The organism is Streptomyces sp. Xyl84 (assembly GCF_059731885.1).
In genome coordinates this window covers 5,388,329-5,408,455 of sequence record NZ_AP029182.1, presented here as the reverse complement: position 1 = coordinate 5,408,455, position 20,127 = coordinate 5,388,329, and the positions used below count along the sequence as shown (strand labels likewise).

Here is a 20,127-nt window from a genome sequence, read left to right as displayed (position 1 = left end):
TCACCGCTCTCCGGACGAACGCGCCGCCGAGGCGCGCCGTCGCATCGTGTTCCATCTGCGGGGCCCCTGGCCGGACCCCTGCCCCGATCCTGCCCCGGATCCCTGACCCGAGCCATGGCCGGGTCTGCCGGCGGACTCCCGGCCGGGCTTGCGGCCGGAGGTCCGGTCGGGCTTGCGGCCGGTTCTCCGGCCGGCCGCGGAGCCCGACGCCCGCTTTCTACCAAACCGAGGTTGCCGCATGGCAAGCGCCGCCCGCGCAGCGGGCTCGTCCCGCGCGAAGGCGATCAGCAGCCCGATGGCGAACATGGTCGGCAGCAGGGCGGACCCTCCGTAGGAGAACAGCGGGAGCGGGACGCCGGCGATCGGCAGCAGGCCGAGCACCGCACCGATGTTGATCACCGCCTGCGCGATGATCCAGGTCGTCACGCCTCCCGCGGCGTACCTCACGAAGGGGTCCTCCGTGCGTCCGGCCACGCGGATGCCCGCATAGCCTAGAGCCGCGAACAGGGCGAGCACCGACAGCGTCCCCGCCAGGCCCAGTTCCTCACCGGTCACGGCGAAGATGAAGTCGGTGTGGGCCTCGGGCAGTTGACCCCATTTTTCCACACTCGCACCGAGGCCGGAACCGAAGAATCCGCCGGAGGCCAGGGCGTAGATGCCGTGCACCGCCTGCCAGCACTTGGTCACGTCGGTGGAGCCGACGCAGGCGAACCGGTCCAGGCGGTTGGGGCTGGTCTTGATGAGGACCAGGCCGATCAGGCCGGCGACCGAGAGGACGCCCACGAAGAGGCGGGTGGGCGCGCCCGCGAGCCACAGCAGCCCGAACAGGATGGCGGTGAGGATGATCGCGGTGCCCATGTCGCCGCCGAGCATGATGAGGCCGAGCAGCATGAAGGCGACCGGCACGAGCGGCACGAGCATGTGCTTCCACTGCGTGAGCAGCCGCTTCTCCTGCTTGCGCGCGATCAGGTCGGCGGCCCAGAGCACCAGGGCGAGCTTGCCGATCTCGCTGGGCTGGATCTGGAAGGAGCCGCCCAGCGAGATCCAGTTCTGGTTGCCGTTGACCGACATCCCTATCCCCGGCACCTGCACCAGTGCCATCAGGAACACCGCGCCCGCCAGGATCGGGTAGGCCAGCGCCCGGTGCAGCTTCACCGGCATGCGGGCGGCGGCCAGGAGCAGCCCGGCGCCGATCACTGCGGCGAGCAGTTGCTTGCGGAAGAAGTACGAGCCGGGCAGCGCCATCTGCAACGCGGTGACCTGGGAGGCCGAGTAGACCATCACCAGGCCCAGCACGGTGATCAGCGAGCTGCCGCCGAGGATCAGGTAGTACGCGGTGAGCGGCCGGTCCCAGGCCTTGCGGGCGCGGGTGACGAGGGTGCGGACGGCGTTGTCGCGCGCGGCCGGGCCGGCGGCGGGCCGCCGGGTGGTCCGCTGCGCGGGCGGACGGCCCGCCCGGCTGCCGGGACTACCGGGCATCTGAGCCTCCGCTGTACGTCGGCCGCCTGCGTCTGGCTCGGTTCGCGGATCCCACGCGTCCCTCCAAGGTCGCCCGGCAGCGGGGGCGGCCGGGGTCAGCGGGCGCCGAGTTCGCGAACGGCCTCCGCGAACGCGTCACCACGCCGGTTGTAGTTGGCGAACATGTCCATGGAGGCGCAGGCCGGGGCCAGCAGCACCGTGTCGCCGGGCCGGGCGAGCCGCCGCGCCTCCTGGACGGCCTGGAGCATCGCCCCAGTGTCGGTCCGGTCGAGGTTGACGACGGGGACTTCCGGCGCGTGTCGCGTCAGGGCGTCGTGGATGAGCGCGCGGTCGGCGCCCATGAGGACCACGCCGCGCAGCCGCTTCGCCGCGCCCGCGACCAGTTCGTCGAAGACCGCACCCTTCGCCAGACCGCCCGCAATCCATACGATCGGTTCATATGCCGCCAACGAGGCTTGCGCGGCATGGGTGTTGGTGGCCTTGGAGTCGTCGACGTAGGCGACGCCGTCGACGTCGGCCACGTGCGCGATGCGGTGGGCGTCGGGGGTGAAGGCCCGCAGCCCGTCCCGCACGGCCGTCGCCGGGACGCCGAAGGAGCGCGCGAGGGCGGCGGCGGCAAGGGCGTTGGCGATGTTGTGCGGGGCGGGCGGGTCGATGTCGCCGACCTCGGCCAGCTCCTGGGCGTTCTTCTGCCGGTTCTCGACGAAGGCACGGTCGACCAGGATGCCCTCCACCACGCCGAGTTGGGAGGGTGCGGGCGTGCCGAGCGTGAACCCGACGGCGCGGCAGCCCTCTTCGACGTCCGCCGCGCGCACCAGCTCCTCGGTGGCCGGGTCGGCGGCGTTGTAGACGCAGGCGACGCGGTTGCCCTCGTAGATGCGGCCTTTGTCGGCGGCGTACGCCTCCATGGAGCCGTGCCAGTCGAGGTGGTCCGGGGCGAGGTTGAGGACGGCGGCGGAGTGGGCGCGCAGCGAGGGCGCCCAGTGCAGCTGGTAGCTGGAGAGTTCGACGGCGAGCACGTCGTAGCGCTCCTCGCCGAGGACGACGTCCAGCAGCGAGACGCCGATGTTGCCGACCGCCGCCGTGCGCAGGCCCGCCGCCTCGAGGATGGAGGCGAGCATCTGCACGGTGGTGGTCTTGCCGTTGGTGCCCGTGACGGCCAGCCACGGGGCCGGCTCCCGGCCGTCGAGGCCCCGCAGCCGCCAGGCGAGTTCGACGTCGCCCCAGACCGGGACGCCGGCCTTGCCGGCCGCCTGGAACAGCGGCTTGTCCGGCTTCCAGCCGGGGGTGGTGACGATCAGCTCGGTGCCGTCGGGCAGGGAATCGCCGTCCCCCAGGCGCACGGTGACACCCAGGGACTCCAGTTCGGCCGCCTGGGCGCGGGAGCGTTCGTCGTCGCCGTCGTTGACGGCGGTGACGTGCGCGCCGAGGCCGTGCAGGACCTTGGCCGCCGGGATCCCGGAGACGCCGAGCCCGGCGACGGTGACGTTCTTCCCCTGCCAGTCGGTCACTTGTCCGCTGCCCATCCCGCGTAGAAGAGGCCCAGTCCGACGATCACACAGATGCCCTGGATGATCCAGAAACGGACCACGACGAGCACTTCGGACCAGCCCTTGAGTTCGAAGTGGTGCTGGAGTGGCGCCATCCGGAAGACGCGCCTGCCGGTGAGCCGGAAGGAGCCGACCTGGATGACCACCGACATGGTGATGAGCACGAACAGGCCGCCGAGCAGCGCGAGCAGCAGCTCGGTGCGGGAGCAGATGGCCAGGCCCGCGAGCACACCGCCGAGCGCGAGCGAACCGGTGTCGCCCATGAAGATCTTGGCCGGTGAGGTGTTCCACCACAGGAAGCCGAGGCAGGCACCCATCAGCGCGGAGGCGACGACCGCGAGGTCGAGCGGATCGCGCACCTCGTAACAGGCGTTGGGGTTGGTCAGGGTCATCGCGTTGGCGCAGGACTCCTGGAACTGCCACACGCCGATGAAGGTGTAGGCGCCGAAGACCAGGACGGAGGCGCCGGTGGCCAGGCCGTCCAGGCCGTCGGTGAGGTTCACGCCGTTCGACATCGCGAGGATCATGAACAGCGCCCAGATCACGAACAGCACCGGGCCGATCGTCCAGCCGAAGTCCGTGATGAACGACAGCTTGGTGGAGGCCGGGGTGTTGCCGCGGTTGTCGGAGAACATCAGCGACAGGACCGCGAAGCCGATGCCGACGATCAGCTGGCCCGCCATCTTGGCCTTGGCGCGCAGACCCAGCGAACGGCGCTTGACGATCTTGATGTAGTCGTCGAGGAAGCCGACCATGCCCATGCCGACCATGAGGCCGAGCACCAGCAGACCCGAGTAGGTCGGGGGCTTGCCGGTGATCACCTTGGACAGGAAGTAGGCGGCGACCGTCGCCAGGATGAAGGCGATGCCGCCCATGGTCGGCGTACCGCGCTTGCTGGCGTGCTCGCGCGGTCCGTCGTCGCGGATGTACTGGCCGTAGCCCTTGCGGGCCAGCAGCTTGATCAGCAGCGGGGTGCCGACCAGCGTCAGGAAGAGGCCGATGACTCCCGCGAACAGGATCTGGTTCATCATCGGGCCGCGACCTCACCCTCGGCACCGGTCTCGACGAGCGCCTGGGCAACGCTCTCCAGACCGACCGAACGGGACGCCTTCACGAGCACGACGTCCCCCGGGCGCAACTCGCTGCGCAACAGGTCGACCGCCGCCTGTGCGTCGGACACGTGCACCGACTCCTCACCCCACGAACCCTCGTTGTATGCGCCCAGTTGCAGCCAGGACGCTTCCCTGCCCCCGACCGCGACGAGCTTGCTGACGTTGAGCCGGACGGCGAGCCGTCCGACCGCGTCGTGCTCGGCGAGCGCCTCGTCCCCGAGCTCGGCCATCTTGCCGAGCACCGCCCAGGTCCGCCGCCCCCGGCCCATCGCCGCGAGCGCGCGCAGGGCGGCCCGCATGGACTCCGGGTTGGCGTTGTAGGCGTCGTTGACGACGGTCACGCCGTCCGGGCGCTCGGTGACCTCCATCCGCCAGCGGGAGAGGGAGCCCGCCTCGGAGAGCGCGGTGGCGATCTCGGTTGCGGACATGCCCAGCTCATGGGCGACGGCGGCCGCGGCGAGCGCGTTCGACACGTGGTGCTCACCGTACAGGCGCATGGTCACATCGCATGCACCGGAGGGTGTGTGAAGGCTGAAGGAAGGCTGTCCGCTGTCCGTGAGTCTCACGTTCTCGGCGCGTACGTCCGCTTCGTCGGACTCTCCGAAAAGGAGCACCTTCGCCGTCGTACGGGAGGCCATGGCCCGGACCAACGGGTCGTCGGCGTTGAGGATCGCGGTCCCGCCCTCCTCGGCCGGCGGCAGGCTCTCGACCAGTTCGCCCTTGGCCTGGGCGATCTGCTCCCGGCCGCCGAACTCGCCGATGTGGGCGCTGCCGACGTTGAGCACGAGGCCCACCTTCGGCGGGGTCAGTCCGGTGAGGTAGCGGATGTGCCCGATGCCGCGGGCGCCCATCTCCAGCACGAGGAACTTCGTCTCCTCGGTGGCGCTCAGGGCGGTCAGCGGCAGCCCGATCTCGTTGTTGAGCGAGCCGGGCGTGAACACGGTCGGAGCCTTGCGCCGCAGCACCTGGGCGATGAGGTCCTTGGTGCTGGTCTTGCCCGCGGAGCCGGTCAGGGCGACGAGGGTGGCGCCGAGCCGGTTCACGACGTGGCGGGCGAGGGCGCCGAGGGCGGACTGGACGTCCTCGACCACGATCGCGGGCACGCCGACGGGACGGGTGGCCAGCACGGCGACCGCGCCGGCCTCGACGACGGCGGCGGCGAAGTCGTGGCCGTCCACGCGCTCGCCGGCGAAGGCGACGAAGAGGCTGCCGGGCACCGCCTCCCGGGAGTCCCGGACGACGGGTCCGGTCACCTGGACGGACGGATCCGGTATGTCGTGCGTCTGCCCGCCGACGACTGCTGCGATCTCGGCGAGGGAGAGGGCGATCACAAGTTCATCCCCTGGGTCTTCTGGATTTTCAATCCCTGGGTCGTTCGGACGGTCGTCCCTGGGTCTTCACGGTCGTCCCCGGGTCCGGCACGGGCGCGCCGCCGGGGTCTGGCGGACGTTCATCCCCGGGTGTCCCCGACGGCTTCGCGCTGGGTGCTCCGGATGGCTTCGCGCAGGACCTCGCGATCGTCGAAGGGACGGATGACGCCCGCGATGTCCTGGCCCTGCTCGTGGCCCTTGCCCGCGACCAGGACCGTGTCCCCGGGCCGCGCACGGCCGACGGCGGCCGCGATCGCGGCGGCCCGGTCCTCGAACAGGAGCACTTCGCCGCGCTCGTGCGCGGGCACCGAGGCGGCGCCCTGGAGCATGGTGGCGAGGATCGCGAGGGGGTCCTCGGAACGGGGGTTGTCGGAGGTCAGGACCGCGGTGTCGGCGAGCCGGGCCGCGGCGGCGCCCATCGGGGCGCGCTTGGTGGTGTCCCGGTCGCCGCCGCAGCCGAGCACCACGTGCAGGTGCCCCTTGGTGACCTTGCGCAGCGCCTTGAGGACCGACTCCACGGCGTCCGTCTTGTGCGCGTAGTCGACGACCGCGAGGTAGGGCTGCCCGGCGTCGACGCGCTCCAGGCGGCCCGGCACGCCCGGGACGGCCCCGATGCCGTCGGCGGCGCTCTGCGGGTCCAGGCCCGCGGCGGCCAGCGCGACGATCGCGGCGAGCGTGTTGGCGACGTTGAACGGGCCCGCGATCGGGGACCGGGCGGCGATCCGCTGCCCCTCGGGGCCGATCACGGTGAACGTGGAGTCCATCGGTCCGACCTGGACGTCCTCGGCGCGCCAGTCGGCGTCCGGGTGGCCCTCGGCGGAGAAGGTGACGACCGGGACGGTGGCCTCCCGGGCGAGCCTGCGGCCGTACTCGTCGTCGTGGTTGACGACGCCGAGCCTGCTGCGGCGGGGCGTGAAGAGCTGCGCCTTGGCCTGGAAGTAGTCCTCCATGCCGGAGTGGAACTCCATGTGCTCCGGGCTGAGGTTGGTGAAGACGGCGATGTCGAAGACGCAGCCGTCGACCCGGCCGAGCACCAGGGCGTGGCTGGAGACCTCCATGGCGACGGCCTCGACGCCGCGCTCGCGCATGACGGCGAACAGGGCCTGCAGGTCGGTCGCTTCCGGGGTGGTGCGCTCGGACTTGATGCGCTCCTCGCCGATCCGCATCTCCACCGTGCCGATCAGGCCGGTGGACCTCGCGGTCTTCAGGCCGCCCTCGACGAGGTAGGCCGTGGTGGTCTTGCCGGAGGTGCCGGTGATGCCGATCTGGAGCAGATCGTGGCCGGGCCGGCCGTAGATCGTGGCCGCCAGTTCGCCCATCCGCGCGCGCGGGTCCGCCACGGCCAGCACCGGCAGGCCGGTCGCGGCGGCGCGCTCGGCACCGGCCGGGTCGGTGAGCACGGCGACCGCGCCCAGGCTCGCCGCCTGGGTGACGAAGTCGGCGCCGTGCGCGCGGGCCCCGGGCAGGGCGGCGTACAGGTCGCCGGGGCGCACGGCACGCGAGTCGTGGGTGATGCCCGTGACCTCGGCGGTGCTGTCCGGCTGCGCGGTACCCAGCTGACCGGCCAGCTCCGCGAGGGTGGTGGCGGTGACCTGAACCGGTCGCGGCGGCCCCGGGTATGTCACGGAAGCGCCCTTCTGGGTGGTTTGGGACTGATCAGGGTGTGGCACGGCGGTGAGCGTACCGGGCGTACCCGCCTGCGGGCGAAGCGAGGGCGACGGCTGCGGGCGGTTCCCGGGTTCCGGGGTGATCGTCGTCACGGGCTGTTCCTGGTGGTTCTGTTCCGGTGGTACGGGCCGCGGCGGGTGCCGCGGTGCCGGTCGGGGCCGTGGGGCTCTCGGGGGCCGTGGGGCTGGGGTGGGGCGTGGGGACTTCGGCCGGCCCAGGGGCCGGCGGGGTCAGGGCTTGAACTCGACGGGCAGGTTGGCGGCCTGCGCGCCGGTGGGCGGCACCTGGAGCGTCTTCAGCGCGAACTCCATGACCTGCTTGTAGATCGGGCCGCAGATGTCGCCGCCGTAATAGCTGCCCTCGGTGGCGTTCTGGATCGCGCAGTAGACGGTGACACGGGGGTTGTCGGCGGGCGCGAACCCGGCGAAGGACGACGTGTAACCGCGGTACCTGCCGGTGGCCGGATCCACACGGTTGGCCGTACCGGTCTTGCCGGCGACGCGGTAGCCGGGGATGCGCGCCTTCAGACCGGTGCCGTGCTCGTCGTCGACGACGGACTCCAGCATCTGGGCCAGTTCCTTCGCCGTCCCCGCGCTCACCACCCGGCGCTTCTCCGGCTCCGGGGCGGGGCTGAAACGGCCGTCGGGCCCCTTGGTGCCGCGCACCAGGGTCGGCTGGATCCGGACCCCTCCGTTGGCGATCGTCGAGTAGATGGACGCCGCCTGCAGCGCGTTGATGGAGAAGCCCTGGCCGAACGGGATCGTGTACTGCTGCGAAGTGGACCACTTCTCGGGCGGCGCCAGGATGCCCTTGGTCTCGCCGGGGAAGCCGATGCCGGTGTAGCTGCCGATGCCGAACTTGCGCAGGTAGGAGTAGAGGACCTTGTTGGCCTCCGCCTGGGTCCGGCCGAGCCGGCCGGTGGCCATGATGGTGCCGATGTTGCTGGACCTGGCGAGGACGCCGTTCAGCGTGAGGTACCAGGTCTCGTGGTCGACGTCGTCCTGGAAGAGCCGGTCGCCGCGGTGCAGCCGGTTGGGCACGACGACGTGCGTGAGCGGTGTGGCCGCCTGCTTCTCCAGGACGGCGGCCATGGACATGACCTTGGCGGTGGAGCCGGGTTCGAAGGCGTCCTGGACCGCCGCGTTGCCGAGCGCGGCGGGGTCGGCGTGGGCCAGGTCGCCCGGGTCGAAGCCCGGGGAGTTCGCCATGGCGAGGATCTCGCCGGTCCGGGTGTCCTGCACGATCACGTAGCCGCGGTCCGCGTCGGACTTGCGCACCTGCTCGGTGATGGCGTTCTGCGCGGCCCACTGGATGTCGCGGTCGATGGTCAGCTCGACGTCGGTGCCCGGCACGGCCGGCGTCCCGCTGGAGCCGGCGGTGGGCACCTCCCGGCCGCCGGACTGGGTGTAGCGGATCTTGCCGGGCTTGCCGGCCAGCTGCTTGTCCAGCTGCTGCTCGATGCCGCCGCCGCCCTTGCCCGCGGCGTCGACCCAGCCCAGGAGTGCGGCGCCGAGGTCACCGCCCGGGTAGACGCGCTTGGTGCTGGGCTCGGAGAAGACCCCGGCCAGCACGTTGACGGTGGACCGGTCCGCCTGCCCCTTCTTGGTGAGCGCGGCCTTCAGGTCCTTGATCTGGGTCCACACCTGCGGGGTCTGGCGGCGGGCCAGCAGCACGTACCGCGTGTTCGGCGTGCGCAGCTTCTTCGCCAGACCGGCCTGGTCCTGTCCGATGATCGGGGCGAGCAGCGCGGCGGCCTGTTCGGGTCCGTCGCCGACCTTCAGGGTCTCGCGGGTGAACATGGTCGGGTCGGCCGTGATGTCCTCGGCGTCCACGCTGGTGGCCAGGGCCACGCCGGTGCGGTCGGTGATGGCGCCGCGCTCGGCGGCGATCGTGTGGACCACGTAGCGGTTCTCGTCGGCCTTGGCCGCGTAGGCGCTCGCGTCGACGGCCTGCACCTGCAGCAGCCGGACCACGAAGACGAGCATCACCAGGGTCAGCGCGAGGGCGACCATGCGCAGCCGGGGCCGGGGGCTGCCGAGGCGCAGGACGCGCACCGGCGGGGGCCGCCAGGTGGAGCTGGGGCGCCGGGCCGGACGGGCGCCGGGGCCGGGGCGCGGCCGGCTGCCGCCGGGGCGGGCGGGCCTGGCGGGTCCGGGCACGCGGCGGCGCGGCGGTTCCCTGTCGGTCACTTCCGTCACCTGCCGGGGGTCGGGGCCGTGGCGGGCCGGGGGGCGGTCATGGCGGCCGGGTCGCCGGGGGCGGCGTCGGTGGCCGTGCCGCTTCCCGGGACCGTGGGGGGCGGGGTCTGCGGGGGCGCGGCGGGGTCGGTCTGCCCGGCGGCCGGGGCGGTGGTGCCGGTGGTGACCTCGGGGTAGCCGGCGTTCGCGGCCGTGAGGCTCTCGGGCGGCCGCACGGACACCGGCAGGTCCTGCGCGAGGGACTGCTCGGCGGCCGAGGGCACGCCCTTGACAGTGCCGTCGGGGTTCAGGAAGGCCGGGTCGCCGCCGGGCACCATGCCCAGTTCGAGGGCGCGGCGCTGGAGGGCGTCCGGGGCGGAGTAGGAGTCGATGTCCCGCTGGAGGGCCTGCTCCTCGTCCGTGAGGCTCTTGGTGTCCTTCTTCAGGTCGTCCATCTGGAACGCGCCCTCGCTGAGCGCGGAGTTCAGCACCAGCAGGCCGATGAGGCCGCCGCCCAGGAGCAGCACGACGAGCAGCACGAAGGGGGCGCGGGCCGCCTGCCGCCCCTTCCCCGGCAGGAGCCGCGCCAGCCGGGCGGCACGGCCCCGCAGCTCGGGTTTGCTGCTCACTGGTCCCCCTGGCTCACTCGGCGTCCTCCCTGATGCGCTCGGCCCCGCGCAGCCGGGCCGGTGCCGCCCGCCGGTTCACGGCGATCTCTTCCTCGGTGGGAAGTTCGGCACCGCGGGTGAGCAGCTTGAGCCGGGGCTGGTAGCGCTCGGGGACGACCGGCAGGCCGGGCGGCGCCGTGGTGGCCGCGCCGGCCGCGAACACCTGCTTGACCAGGCGGTCTTCGAGCGACTGGTACGACAGTACGGCGATCCGTCCGCCGACGTCGAGCGCCTTCACGGCGGCCGGGATCGCCCGCTCCAGCACGGAGAGCTCGCCGTTGACCTCGATGCGCAGGGCCTGGAAGGTGCGCTTGGCCGGGTTGCCGCCGGTGCGCTTGGCGGCCTGCGGCAGCGCGTCGCGGATCAGCTCCACCAGGCGTGCGCTGTTGCTGAACGGCTCCTTCTCGCGCTCGCGCACGACGGCGGCCACGATCCGCTTGGCCTGCTTCTCCTCGCCGTACGCCCGCAGGATGCGCACGAGTTCACCGGCCGGGTAGGTGTTGAGCACCTCGGCGGCGCTGATCCCGGTGGACTGGTCCATGCGCATGTCCAGGGGCGCGTCCTGGGCGTAGGCGAAGCCGCGGTCGGCCTCGTCGAGCTGCATGGAGGAGACCCCGAGGTCGAACAGCACGCCCCGCACGCGCGGGATGCGCAGCCGGTCGAGCACGTCGGGCAGTTCGTCGTAGACGGCGTGCATCAGGGTGGCCCGCTCGCCGAAGGGGGCGAGGCGCTCACCGGACAGGCGCAGCGCCTCCTTGTCGCGGTCGAGGGCGACGAGGCGGGCCTCGGGGAAGCGGGTGAGCAGCGCCTCGCTGTGCCCGCCGAGGCCGAGGGTGCAGTCGACGACCACCGCTCCCGGCCGCTCCAGGGCGGGTGCCAGGAGGTCCAGGCACCGCTGGAGCATCACGGGGACGTGTCGGCTGTCGCTCAAGGGGCCCTCTCAGGTCCGGCGCGCCCCGCACGCACCGCCGGGTCCCCGGCCGCTCGCGAGACGATGGGGCCCTGCCGGCGCCAAAGGCGTCAGCCGACCGGGAGCGGGTGGAGGCCGAGCCGTACGTACGCGCCGCGCACGTGGGGAGACCGTTCGGGTGTATGCCGGGGTCTCCGGTGGATGCAGTGCAGCAGGGAGGGCCGCGCCTCCCGCCTCGCGTCACTTTAGTCGACCCGGTCGCCCGGTCAATCAACCGGCCTGCGCGTCGCCCGCCGGAGTGCCGGGACACGGCCGCCCGCCGGAATTCACCCGCACGGACGCGTCTCGCTGTGTGTGGAGTCGCTCACAACAAGCCACGGAGGCGTTCTTTGTCCCCTCCCATGACGCGACCGCGGCGCGCACTCCCAGTAACGTCATGAGTATGACGACTTCTGCATCAGTTCCCGCCAACTCCGAGGGCGCCATAACCGACCACTCCGTGATCGACCGGCTCGTCGCGGCCAACGGGACCTACGCCGACGCGTTCACCGACCCGGGCATGGACGCCCGGCCCGTCCTGCGGGTCGCGGTGGTGGCGTGCATGGACGCCCGCCTCGACCTGCACGCGGCGCTCGGCCTGCGGCTCGGCGACTGCCACACGCTGCGCAACGCCGGCGGCGTGGTCACCGACGACGTGATCCGCTCGCTGGCCATCAGCCAGCGCGCGCTCGGCACCCGCAGCGTGGTGCTCATCCACCACACGGGCTGCGGCATGCAGACCATCACGGAGGACTTCCGGCACGACCTGGAGATGGAGGTCGGGCAGCGTCCCTCGTGGGCGGTGGAGGCCTTCAAGGACGCCGACCAGGACGTGCGGCAGTCGATGCAGCGCGTGCGCACCTCGCCGTTCCTGGCGCACACCGACGACGTACGCGGATTCGTGTTCGACGTCAGGACGGGCCGGCTGCGCGAGATCGACCCCGCGTGACCCGCGTGCCCGCCCCCGGCGGTCCGGCACCGGCGGTGCCGCCGCCCACCCACGCCGAGCCGGTGCACCGCCGTGCCGAGCCGGTGCACGGCCGGCCCGGGTGACCAGGGGCGGGCCTCGCGCCGTCCCCGGCGAAAAGTCGTGGAACCCGAATATCGCGGTCAGTTGTCCACAGGCGAGTGACACGAATCGGTAACGGCGGCAAGAATGCGGGTGTGACATCACGCGGAACCGTTCCGGCGTGGTGTCCGCGTTCGGGGTGGGCCCGGTCCGCGCAGCGGGACGTCGGCCCGGAAATCGGGGAATCCCCCGCTCGGTGACGGGCGCGGGGAAGGGCGAGGAGGGCCGGGTGACGACCTATGACGATCGAGCGAGCCAGGGGGGTGCCCCCGCGCGAGCGAGGTCGAGCGTGGGGGACGATCTGACCGCCACCGTGGAGCGGGTGCGCGGTTCGGTGGAGGCGGTGATCGAGGGCAAGCCCGAGGTCGTACGGCTCTCACTGACCGTGCTGCTCGCCGAGGGACACCTCCTGATCGAGGACGTCCCCGGGGTGGGCAAGACGATGCTCGCCAAGGCGCTGGCGCGGTCCATCGACTGCTCGGTGCGGCGGATCCAGTTCACGCCCGACCTGCTGCCGTCGGACATCACCGGCGTGTCCATCTGGGACCAGCAGCGCCGGGACTTCGAGTTCAAGCCGGGCGCCATCTTCGCGCAGATCGTGATCGGCGACGAGATCAACCGCGCCTCGCCCAAGACCCAGTCCGCGCTGCTGGAGTCGATGGAGGAGCGCCAGGTCACCGTCGACGGGCAGACCTACGAACTGCCCAGCCCCTTCATGGTGGTGGCCACCCAGAACCCGGTCGAGATGGAGGGCACCTACCCGCTGCCCGAGGCGCAGCGCGACCGCTTCATGGCCCGGGTGTCCATCGGCTACCCCAGCCCGGACGCGGAGTTGCGGATGCTGGACGTGCACGGCGGGGTCAGCCCGCTGGACGACCTGCAGCCGGTGGCGCACGCGCACGACATCGTCAAGCTCGTGGAGGCGGTGCGCTCGGTGCACGTCGCCAAGGCCGTGCAGCGCTACGCCGTCGACCTGGTCGCCGCCACCCGCACCCACCCCGACCTGAGACTCGGCGCCTCCCCGCGCGCGACGCTGCACCTGCTGCGCGCCGCGAAGGCGTCCGCCGCCCTCAGCGGACGGGAGTACGCGCTGCCGGACGACGTGCAGGCGCTCGCCGTGGCGGTGCTCGCGCACCGCCTGCTGCCGACCGCGCAGGCGCAGCTCAACCGGCGTACGGCCGAGCAGGTCGTCGAGGAGATCGTGCAGCACACGCCGGTGCCCGCGGCGGCCCAGGCGGGCGGCGGTCTCGGCATGGGCCACACCACGCCGGAGTTCGGCCGGCAGCAGCCGCGGAGGCTGTGATGGCGGGCGGGGGGCCCACACGCGCGGAGGACGAGCAGGGCGGACGGGGCGGACTGCGCACCGCGCTGGACGGGCTCACCACCCGCGGACGGTCCTTCCTGGCCGCCGGGATCGCGGCGGCCGTCTGCGCCTACCTCCTCGGTCAGAGCGAACTGCTGCGCGTCGGGCTGCTGCTGGCCGTCCTGCCCCTGGTCTGCGCGGCCGTCCTGTACCGCACGCGCTACCGGGTCGCGGGCAGCCGCCGCCTCTCCCCCGCGCGCGTGCCCGCCGGCGCCGAGGCCCGCGTGCACCTGCGGATGGACAACGTCTCCCGGCTGCCCACGGGCCTGCTGATGCTCCAGGACCGGGTGCCCTACGTCCTCGGGCCGCGGCCCCGCTTCGTGCTCGACCGGGTGGAGCCGGGCGGTCGCCGCGAGGTGTCCTACCGGGTCCGCTCCGACCTGCGGGGGCGTTATCCGCTGGGCCCCCTGCAACTGCGGCTGACCGACCCCTTCGGGATGTGCGAGCTGACCCGCTCCTTCTCGACGCACGACACCCTCACCGTCGTCCCGCGCGTGGAGTCGCTGCCACCGGTGCGGCTGGGCGGCGAGGCCAGGGGGTACGGCGACGGCCGGCAGCGTGCGTTGGCCCTGGCCGGTGAGGACGACGTGATCCCGCGCGGGTACCGCCACGGCGACGACCTGCGCCGCGTGCACTGGCGCTCCACCGCGCGCCACGGCGAGCTGATGGTGCGCCGCGAGGAACAGCCGCAGCGCGCCCGCTGCACCGTGCTCCTGGACACCCGCGCGGTCGCCTACCGGGGCGCGGGCCCCGACTCGGCGTTCGAGTGGGCCGTGTCGGGAGCCGCCTCCGTCCTCGTGCACATGCTGCAACGCGGCTTCTCGGTACGGCTGCTGACGGACACCGGCAGTTCGGTGCCCGGCGAGGGCTCCGACGGGTTCGCGGTCTCGGGGCAGGAGTCGGCGGACGCGGCCGGGCTGCTGATGGACACCCTCGCCGTGATCGACCACTCGGACGGGGCGGGCCTGTCGCGCGCGTACGACGTGCTGCGCGGCGGCAACGAGGGCCTGCTGGTGGCCTTCCTCGGTGACCTCGACGAGGCGCAGGCCACGATGGCCGCCAGGATGCGGCAGCGCAGCGGGGGCGCGGTCGCCTTCGTGCTGGACAGCGAGGCCTGGGGCCGCGAGACGGCCGAGGGGCCCGGCGGCCCCGCCGACCGTGCGGCGGAGCGGCTGCGGATGCTGCACGACGCGGGCTGGACGGCGGTGAGCGTGCCACGGGGCACCTCCCTGGAGGAGGCCTGGCGCCGCGCGGACCGGACACGCACGGGCGCGGCGGGCGGGCCGGACCTCGAGAGCCCGCCCGCCGCGACGGACCTCGGCACGGCCGGCGGGCCGGGGCCCGCGACGGCCGTGGGCGCGGCACGCGGGACGGGCACCGGGGCGGGGCCTTCATGAGCGCCCCGCCGAGCCGGGGGTGGGGCGCGGCCTCGGGCGACGGGCGCGGTGGCGGACCGGGCGGTGGGCGGTGTTCCGGAAAGGTGAGTGAAGGCGGGGGCATGCGGGGCGGGACAGGTCCGGTGGGCCGGGGAAAGGTGCGGGCATGAGCGGGCGGACACGGTTGGCGCTGTGCGCCGCGGCGGCCACGCTGATGGCAGCGTGCGCGTTGCTGCCCCTGGTCTCCCCCGCGACCTGGATCCTTCAGGTGACGCTGATGCTCGCGGTGCAGTCCGGCGTCGGCGTGGCCGCGCGGCGGGTGCCGCTGGCCCGGCCGCTCACCGTGGCCGCGCAGGCCCTGGTCACCCTGCTGCTGCTGACCCTGGTCTTCGCCCGGTCCCAGGCCGTCGCCGGGCTGCTCCCCGGCCCGCAGGCCTTCCGCCACCTGGCCGCCCTGTTGCACCAGGGCGGCCAGGACGTGGGCCGGTACGCGATCCCGGCACCGCTGTCCGACGGCATCCGGCTGATGCTGATCGGCGGGGTCCTGGTGATCGGACTGATCGTGGACACCCTCGCCGTCACCCTGCGCAGCGCGGCGCCCGCCGGACTGCCGCTGCTCGCGCTGTACTCGGTGGCCGCGGGACTGTCCGACGGCGGCACCGCCTGGCTCTGGTTCCTCCTCGCCGCCGCCGGCTACCTGATGCTGCTGCTGGTCGAGGGCCGGGACCGGCTCTCGCAGTGGGGCCGGGTGTTCAGCGGCGCCTCGCGCGCGGCGGGCGGTGAGTCCGGCGGGGCGGTGGCGCCGATCCGTACCGGGCGCCGGATCGGCGCGGTGGCACTGGGCGTCGCCCTGGTGGTGCCGCTCGCGCTGCCCGGGATGCGGGGCGGACTGCTGGACGCCGCCGGGGCCGGGGCCGGCTCGGGCATCGGAGGCGGCGGCACGATCTCCGCGGTCAACCCGCTGGTCTCCCTGCGCGACAGCCTGAACGTCGACGAGGACCGCACGGTCCTGACCCTGCGCACCAACTCGCAGGACGCCTCCGACCTTTATCTGCGCATCGTGTCCCTCGACGACTTCGACGGCACCACCTGGAAGCCGTCGCAGCGGCACATCGTCGGCGTGCCCGACCCCTTCCCCGCCCCGGCCGGCCTGAACGGCGCCGTCCGGCGCACGGAGATCACCACGTCGATCGCCGCCGCCGACTGGTACGCCCAGGACTGGCTGCCGATGCCGTATCCGCCGAGCGGCGTCCGGATCGACGGCAACTGGCGGTACGAACCCGTGGGCATGACCCTGGTCGGTGACCACGGGCAGAACACGCGCGGCTTGAACTACCAGGTCAAGAGCTTGGAGGTGCAGCCCACCGCGGATCAGCTCGCCCTCGCCGGGGAGCCTCCGGCCGCTGTGGTCCGCGAGTACACCAAGGTGCCCAGGTCGCTGCCGGGGCTGGTGGCCGACACCGCCCGCGCGGTCACCGAGGGCGCGGCGAACCACTACGAGCAGGCGGTGAGGCTCCAGGACTGGTTCGCCTTCGAGGGGGGCTTCCAGTACGACACCCAGGTGGAGGCGGGCACCGGCTCCGAGGCGATCTCCCGGTTCCTGAAGGACAAGCGGGGCTTTTGCGTCCACTTCTCCTTCGCGATGGCCGCGATGGCCCGCACGCTGGGCATACCCGCCCGCGTGGCGGTGGGCTTCGCGCCCGGGACGCCGGGGGGCGACGGCTCCGTCGAGGTGGGTCTCAAGGACGCGCACGCCTGGCCCGAGCTGTACTTCGAGGGCGTCGGCTGGACCCGCTTCGAGCCGACGCCGACGCGGGGCACGGTCCCGCAGTACACCGAGTCGGACCCCTCGAACACGACGCTGCCGAACCCGGCGGTGCCCTCCCCGCAGAGCAGTTCGCGCCCCTCGACCGCGCCGTCGGCGAGCACCGGGTGCACGCCGCAGATGAAGAAGCTCCAGGAGTGCCCGAGCCCGTCCGCGCAGGCCGCGCTGCCCACCGGCGGGGACGGCCCGAAGTGGTACGCGGTCACGGGGTGGGCGCTGGGCGGACTCGCCGTCGTCGTCCTGCTGCTGTCACCCCTGCTGTGGCGCAAGCGCAGGAGAGCGGTCCGGCTCGGTGCGCACGGCCGCGGTGCGGCGGACGCGCCCGCCCACCGGCTCGCCCTCTGGCAGGAACTCACGGACACCGCCTGGGACTTCGGGATCCTCCCGGACGAGTCGCAGACCCCCCGCAAGACGGCGGCGCGGATCGCCCGGCTCGGGCGCCTCGACGCGGCCGCCGCCGCCTCGGTGCACCGGCTGGCCGACGCGCTGGAACAGGTGCTCTACGCGCCGAGCCCCCGGCCGATGCCGGGGCTCACGGAGGACGTCCGCCAGGTCGTCGCGGGACTGCGGGACACGGCCTCGCGGGGCGCCCGGCTGCGCGCCGTGCTCGCCCCCCGCTCGACCACGCGGCTGGCCTGGGCCCTCTCGGCCCGCTGGGCGGCGCTGCGGTCCCGGGCGGCAGCGGTCCGCCCGGCCCTGCGCAGACCCTCACGGCAGCAGGGCTGAGCAGCACGCGCGGCGGACGGCACGGGGGATGGCCGTTCGGCGCCTGGAGGGAAAGGGCTGGGCGGCCGTCCGGCGGGGCGGCAGCAGGCCCTGCCGTGCTGACCGGCCCGCGCCGGGCGGTCTGCCATACGATGCGTAAGGGGCCGGCCACTTGTCGTGGCCGGCCCCTCGGCACGGTCTTGGAGTACCGCTACACGGAACTCACGGGGACCCCGGAACTGCGGATCTAGCGCCCCTGCTCGTCACGGCGGCGCTGCCAGCGCTCTTCGATACGGTCCATCATGGAGCGCTTGGGCCGCACCGGGCGTCGGGCGTGCGGGCCGCCGGCGGGCTGCTCGCCCGGTTTCGGGGCCTTGCGCCAGCCGGTCACGGCCAGCAGCGCGCATCCCAGCATCACCAGGAAGCCCACCACACTCACCCAGGGATACTGAGCGATCACACCTGCCATGAGGAGCGCGATACCTACGAGGAAGCCCGCGACCGCCTGGTAGACCCGCCGCCGGGTGTACGTACGCAGCCCGCTTCCCTCGAGCGCCGACGCGAACTTGGGATCTTCGGCGTACAGCGCTCGCTCCATCTGCTCGAGCATGCGCTGCTCGTGCTCAGAGAGCGGCACGGAGTCCTCCTCATCGTGCGGTCGCCGGGGCGACCCGGGGGGTCCCTTCAGGATAGGCAGGGAATCGCCCCCGTGAAACCCGCCCCTCTGCGCCAATTGGCCAACCGAATCCGCCACGGCGGAGCCGACTCGCTGAGGCTTCCATTCCCCGGCGGCCGACCCGTCATGCCGGACGGTCTCCCTCGATCATACGGCGCCCGCACCTGGATCGGGGGGCCTGTGGCACACTCCATCCCCGGCCGGGACGCCGATCAGCGGCCCTCCCCACCGGCCCGCTCAGGCCGCTGCGGCACCCCTGGTCTCGCCGAGCACGTGGAGCTGTGTGGCCACGGAGTGGAACGCGGGCAGTTCGGCGGCCGCCGCCTCGAGCTGGATCAGCGCGTCCAGCGCCCCCGGCTCGGTGTCCACCAGGACGCCGGGCACCAGGTCCGCGAAGACCCGTACGCCGTGCACCGCGCCGACCGTCAGCCCCGCCCCGTCGACGAGGGCGGTGAGCTGCTCGGCGGTGAAACGGCGCGGCACGGGGTCGCTGTCGCCCCAGCGCCCCTGCGGGTCGCCGAGCGCCTGCCGGGCCTCCTTGAAGTGACCGGCCAGCGCCCGGGCGAGGACGGCACCGCCGAGACCGGCGGCGAGCAGGCTGAGCACCCCCTCGTCGCGCAGGGCGGCGGCGGCGTTGCGCACGCCCTCGGCCGGGTCGTCGACGTACTCCAGGACGCCGTGGCAGAGGACCGCGTCGTAGCCGCCGCGCTCGACCACGTCGAAGAGCCCGTGCACATCGCCCTGCACGCCCCGCACCCGGTCGGCCACACCCGCCTCGGCGGCACGGCGCTCCAGCGCGAAGAGCGCGTTGGGGCTGGGGTCGACGACGGTGACGCGGTGGCCGAGGCGGGCGACGGGCACGGCGAAGTTGCCGCTGCCGCCGCCGGTGTCCAGGACGTCCAGGGCGGTGCGGCCCGTGGCCTTGACCCGCCGGTCGAGGGCGTCCTGAAGGACGTCCCAGACCACGGCGGTGCGGAGGGAGGCGCGGGAACGGGAGGGGTCGGAGCGCAGCGACGACGTCGGTCGGGAGTGGTGGTGGGAGACGGGCGGGCGCATCGGGTCCGACACGGCAGTTGACTCCTCGCGGCGGCACCGCCTCGGAGACGGCGGAGCGATCGGGCTGCCCGCCCGGCCGCCCGGAACACGGGAGGTGGGAAGGCTTCAGGCGGGTTCCACCCTATTGCCTGTCCCGCCCGCTCCGCTCCTCGCCTCCGCACGCCGGACCACCGGCGGCGGGTGAACGCGGCCGGCCCGCGGAGCACCGGCGGTCACGGGGCGGTGTCAGCCCGCGTTCGGCATGTCGCCGCCGGCGGGGCGGGGCTCGCGGTCCTCCTCGGCGGGGCGGGGCGGGGGCAGGACCGGCTGGAGGACCAGCATGCGCTCGACAAGGCGGAGGAACATCGCCACGTCCCGCATCAGGTCGTCGGCGTCCCGGCGGCCGGCCGCGCCCTGGACACCGGCCTCGGCCAGGGCACGGCGCCGGGCACCGGAGGCGAACAGAGCGCTCCACTCGGTCAGTTCGGGAGCGATCTCGGGAAGCACCTCCCAGGCGCTGCGTATCCGTGCCCGCCTGCGGGGCGTGGTCTCCGGGCGCCCGCGCGCGGCGAGGACGGCCGCGGCGGTGCGCAGGGCGGCGAGGTGGGCCGTCGCGTAGCGCTCGTTCGGGGTGGGGAGGACTGCGGCTTCCTCCAGCCCGGCGCGGGCCTGGGCGAGCAGGTCGAGGGCGGCGGGCGGGGCCGTGGCCCGGCGGAGCACGGGGTGCACGTCGCTCGCCGGGCCGGTCAGTGAGGGGGCAGGGCCGGTGGCGCGGCGCCGACGGGCGGCGGCTGCGGACGAGTTGGCCATGACGAACCTCCTGTCGTCTGGGTCACGGCACGGGTGCCGTATGTGCCCATCGTGAGGTATGCCACTGACAATCCGTTCTGACCTGGTCTTTTCGTCGTTCGCGATGCTCTGCCGTAGGCCGTCGGACATGGGACAGGGCCGTGGGCCATGAGCCGTGGACCGCGCACCGCCGCCCGTACCGCCCTCCCGGTGGGCCGCGCCCGCCGCCACCATCCCCCCGTTATGTTTTCCGCGGTCCTGCAAGAGGGCCGCTGGCCTCCGGACCCGGCATGGCTGTTCCCCCCTGTCGAACTGA

Annotated in this window: 15 protein-coding genes; 4 read left to right on the top strand and 11 right to left on the bottom strand. The window is 73.4% G+C overall.

All coding sequences use genetic code 11. From position 1 onward, the window contains the following. From ftsW to rsmH, 8 genes are all read right to left on the bottom strand, one after another. Complete coding sequence (ftsW, locus tag AC6I72_RS23435; protein WP_498003177.1) at positions 1–1,479, bottom strand: putative lipid II flippase FtsW; 1,479 nt, start codon at positions 1,477–1,479, stop codon at positions 1–3. Positions 1,480–1,574: 95 nt separating this feature from the next. Next, a complete protein-coding gene (murD, locus tag AC6I72_RS23430; RefSeq protein WP_498003176.1) occupies positions 1,575–3,005 on the bottom strand; it encodes a UDP-N-acetylmuramoyl-L-alanine--D-glutamate ligase in 1,431 nt (476 codons plus the stop codon). Continuing rightward, on the bottom strand, positions 2,987–4,060 hold the full coding sequence (gene mraY, locus AC6I72_RS23425) for a phospho-N-acetylmuramoyl-pentapeptide-transferase (RefSeq protein ID WP_498003175.1): 1,074 nt from the start codon (positions 4,058–4,060) through the stop codon (positions 2,987–2,989). Before mraY ends, murD begins: the two co-directional genes overlap by 19 nt. Beyond that, entirely contained in the window at positions 4,057–5,472 is a 1,416-nt protein-coding gene (locus tag AC6I72_RS23420) for a UDP-N-acetylmuramoyl-tripeptide--D-alanyl-D-alanine ligase (RefSeq protein ID WP_366723415.1), read from the bottom strand. Before AC6I72_RS23420 ends, mraY begins: the two co-directional genes overlap by 4 nt. 119 nt (positions 5,473–5,591) lie before the next feature. Next, on the bottom strand, positions 5,592–7,271 hold the full coding sequence (locus tag AC6I72_RS23415; RefSeq protein ID WP_498003174.1) for a UDP-N-acetylmuramoyl-L-alanyl-D-glutamate--2,6-diaminopimelate ligase: 1,680 nt from the start codon (positions 7,269–7,271) through the stop codon (positions 5,592–5,594). A gap of 138 nt (positions 7,272–7,409) precedes the next feature. Next, positions 7,410–9,368: a peptidoglycan D,D-transpeptidase FtsI family protein gene (locus tag AC6I72_RS23410; RefSeq protein ID WP_498003173.1), complete on the bottom strand. Its 1,959-nt coding sequence runs from the start codon at positions 9,366–9,368 to the stop codon at positions 7,410–7,412. 5 nt (positions 9,369–9,373) lie between these two features. Beyond that, complete coding sequence (gene ftsL, locus AC6I72_RS23405) at positions 9,374–9,985, bottom strand: cell division protein FtsL (RefSeq protein ID WP_498003172.1); 612 nt, start codon at positions 9,983–9,985, stop codon at positions 9,374–9,376. A 13-nt stretch (positions 9,986–9,998) separates the two neighbouring features. Further along, positions 9,999–10,955 (bottom strand): 16S rRNA (cytosine(1402)-N(4))-methyltransferase RsmH, encoded by a 957-nt coding sequence (rsmH, locus tag AC6I72_RS23400; protein ID WP_498003171.1) that lies wholly within the window; start codon positions 10,953–10,955, stop codon positions 9,999–10,001. A gap of 421 nt (positions 10,956–11,376) precedes the next feature. On the opposite strand from rsmH, the gene AC6I72_RS23395 reads away from it, so the two are divergent. The 4 genes from AC6I72_RS23395 (at position 11,377) to AC6I72_RS23380 (ending at position 17,332) form a co-directional block, all read left to right on the top strand. Further along, on the top strand, positions 11,377–11,922 hold the full coding sequence (locus AC6I72_RS23395) for a beta-class carbonic anhydrase (RefSeq protein WP_037863387.1): 546 nt from the start codon (positions 11,377–11,379) through the stop codon (positions 11,920–11,922). Positions 11,923–12,271: 349 nt separating this feature from the next. Then, positions 12,272–13,345 (top strand): AAA family ATPase, encoded by a 1,074-nt coding sequence (locus tag AC6I72_RS23390; protein ID WP_498003170.1) that lies wholly within the window; start codon positions 12,272–12,274, stop codon positions 13,343–13,345. Next, entirely contained in the window at positions 13,345–14,802 is a 1,458-nt protein-coding gene (locus tag AC6I72_RS23385) for a DUF58 domain-containing protein (protein WP_498003169.1), read from the top strand. Before AC6I72_RS23390 ends, AC6I72_RS23385 begins: the two co-directional genes overlap by 1 nt. Positions 14,803–14,947: 145 nt before the next feature. Next, entirely contained in the window at positions 14,948–17,332 is a 2,385-nt protein-coding gene (locus AC6I72_RS23380; protein WP_498003168.1) for a transglutaminase TgpA family protein, read from the top strand. Between the two features lie 226 nt (positions 17,333–17,558). On the opposite strand, the gene AC6I72_RS23375 is transcribed toward AC6I72_RS23380, so the two are convergent. From AC6I72_RS23375 to AC6I72_RS23365, 3 genes are all read right to left on the bottom strand, one after another. After that, complete coding sequence (locus AC6I72_RS23375) at positions 17,559–17,948, bottom strand: SCO2097 family morphological protein (protein ID WP_037863395.1); 390 nt, start codon at positions 17,946–17,948, stop codon at positions 17,559–17,561. A gap of 276 nt (positions 17,949–18,224) precedes the next feature. After that, positions 18,225–19,055 (bottom strand): class I SAM-dependent methyltransferase, encoded by an 831-nt coding sequence (locus tag AC6I72_RS23370; protein ID WP_498003167.1) that lies wholly within the window; start codon positions 19,053–19,055, stop codon positions 18,225–18,227. A 213-nt stretch (positions 19,056–19,268) separates the two neighbouring features. Further along, complete coding sequence (locus AC6I72_RS23365; RefSeq protein WP_498003166.1) at positions 19,269–19,832, bottom strand: SAV_6107 family HEPN domain-containing protein; 564 nt, start codon at positions 19,830–19,832, stop codon at positions 19,269–19,271. Positions 19,833–20,127: the final 295 nt, after the last annotated feature.

Coding starts and splice junctions, on each gene's coding strand:
- AC6I72_RS23385 (WP_498003169.1), top strand. CDS start 13,345: ATGGCGGGCGGGGGGCCCACACGCGCGGAGGACGAGCAGGGCGGACGG.
- mraY (WP_498003175.1), bottom strand. CDS start 4,060: ATGATGAACCAGATCCTGTTCGCGGGAGTCATCGGCCTCTTCCTGACG.
- AC6I72_RS23395 (WP_037863387.1), top strand. CDS start 11,377: ATGACGACTTCTGCATCAGTTCCCGCCAACTCCGAGGGCGCCATAACC.
- murD (WP_498003176.1), bottom strand. CDS start 3,005: ATGGGCAGCGGACAAGTGACCGACTGGCAGGGGAAGAACGTCACCGTC.
- AC6I72_RS23365 (WP_498003166.1), bottom strand. CDS start 19,832: ATGGCCAACTCGTCCGCAGCCGCCGCCCGTCGGCGCCGCGCCACCGGC.
- ftsW (WP_498003177.1), bottom strand. CDS start 1,479: ATGCCCGGTAGTCCCGGCAGCCGGGCGGGCCGTCCGCCCGCGCAGCGG.
- AC6I72_RS23380 (WP_498003168.1), top strand. CDS start 14,948: ATGAGCGGGCGGACACGGTTGGCGCTGTGCGCCGCGGCGGCCACGCTG.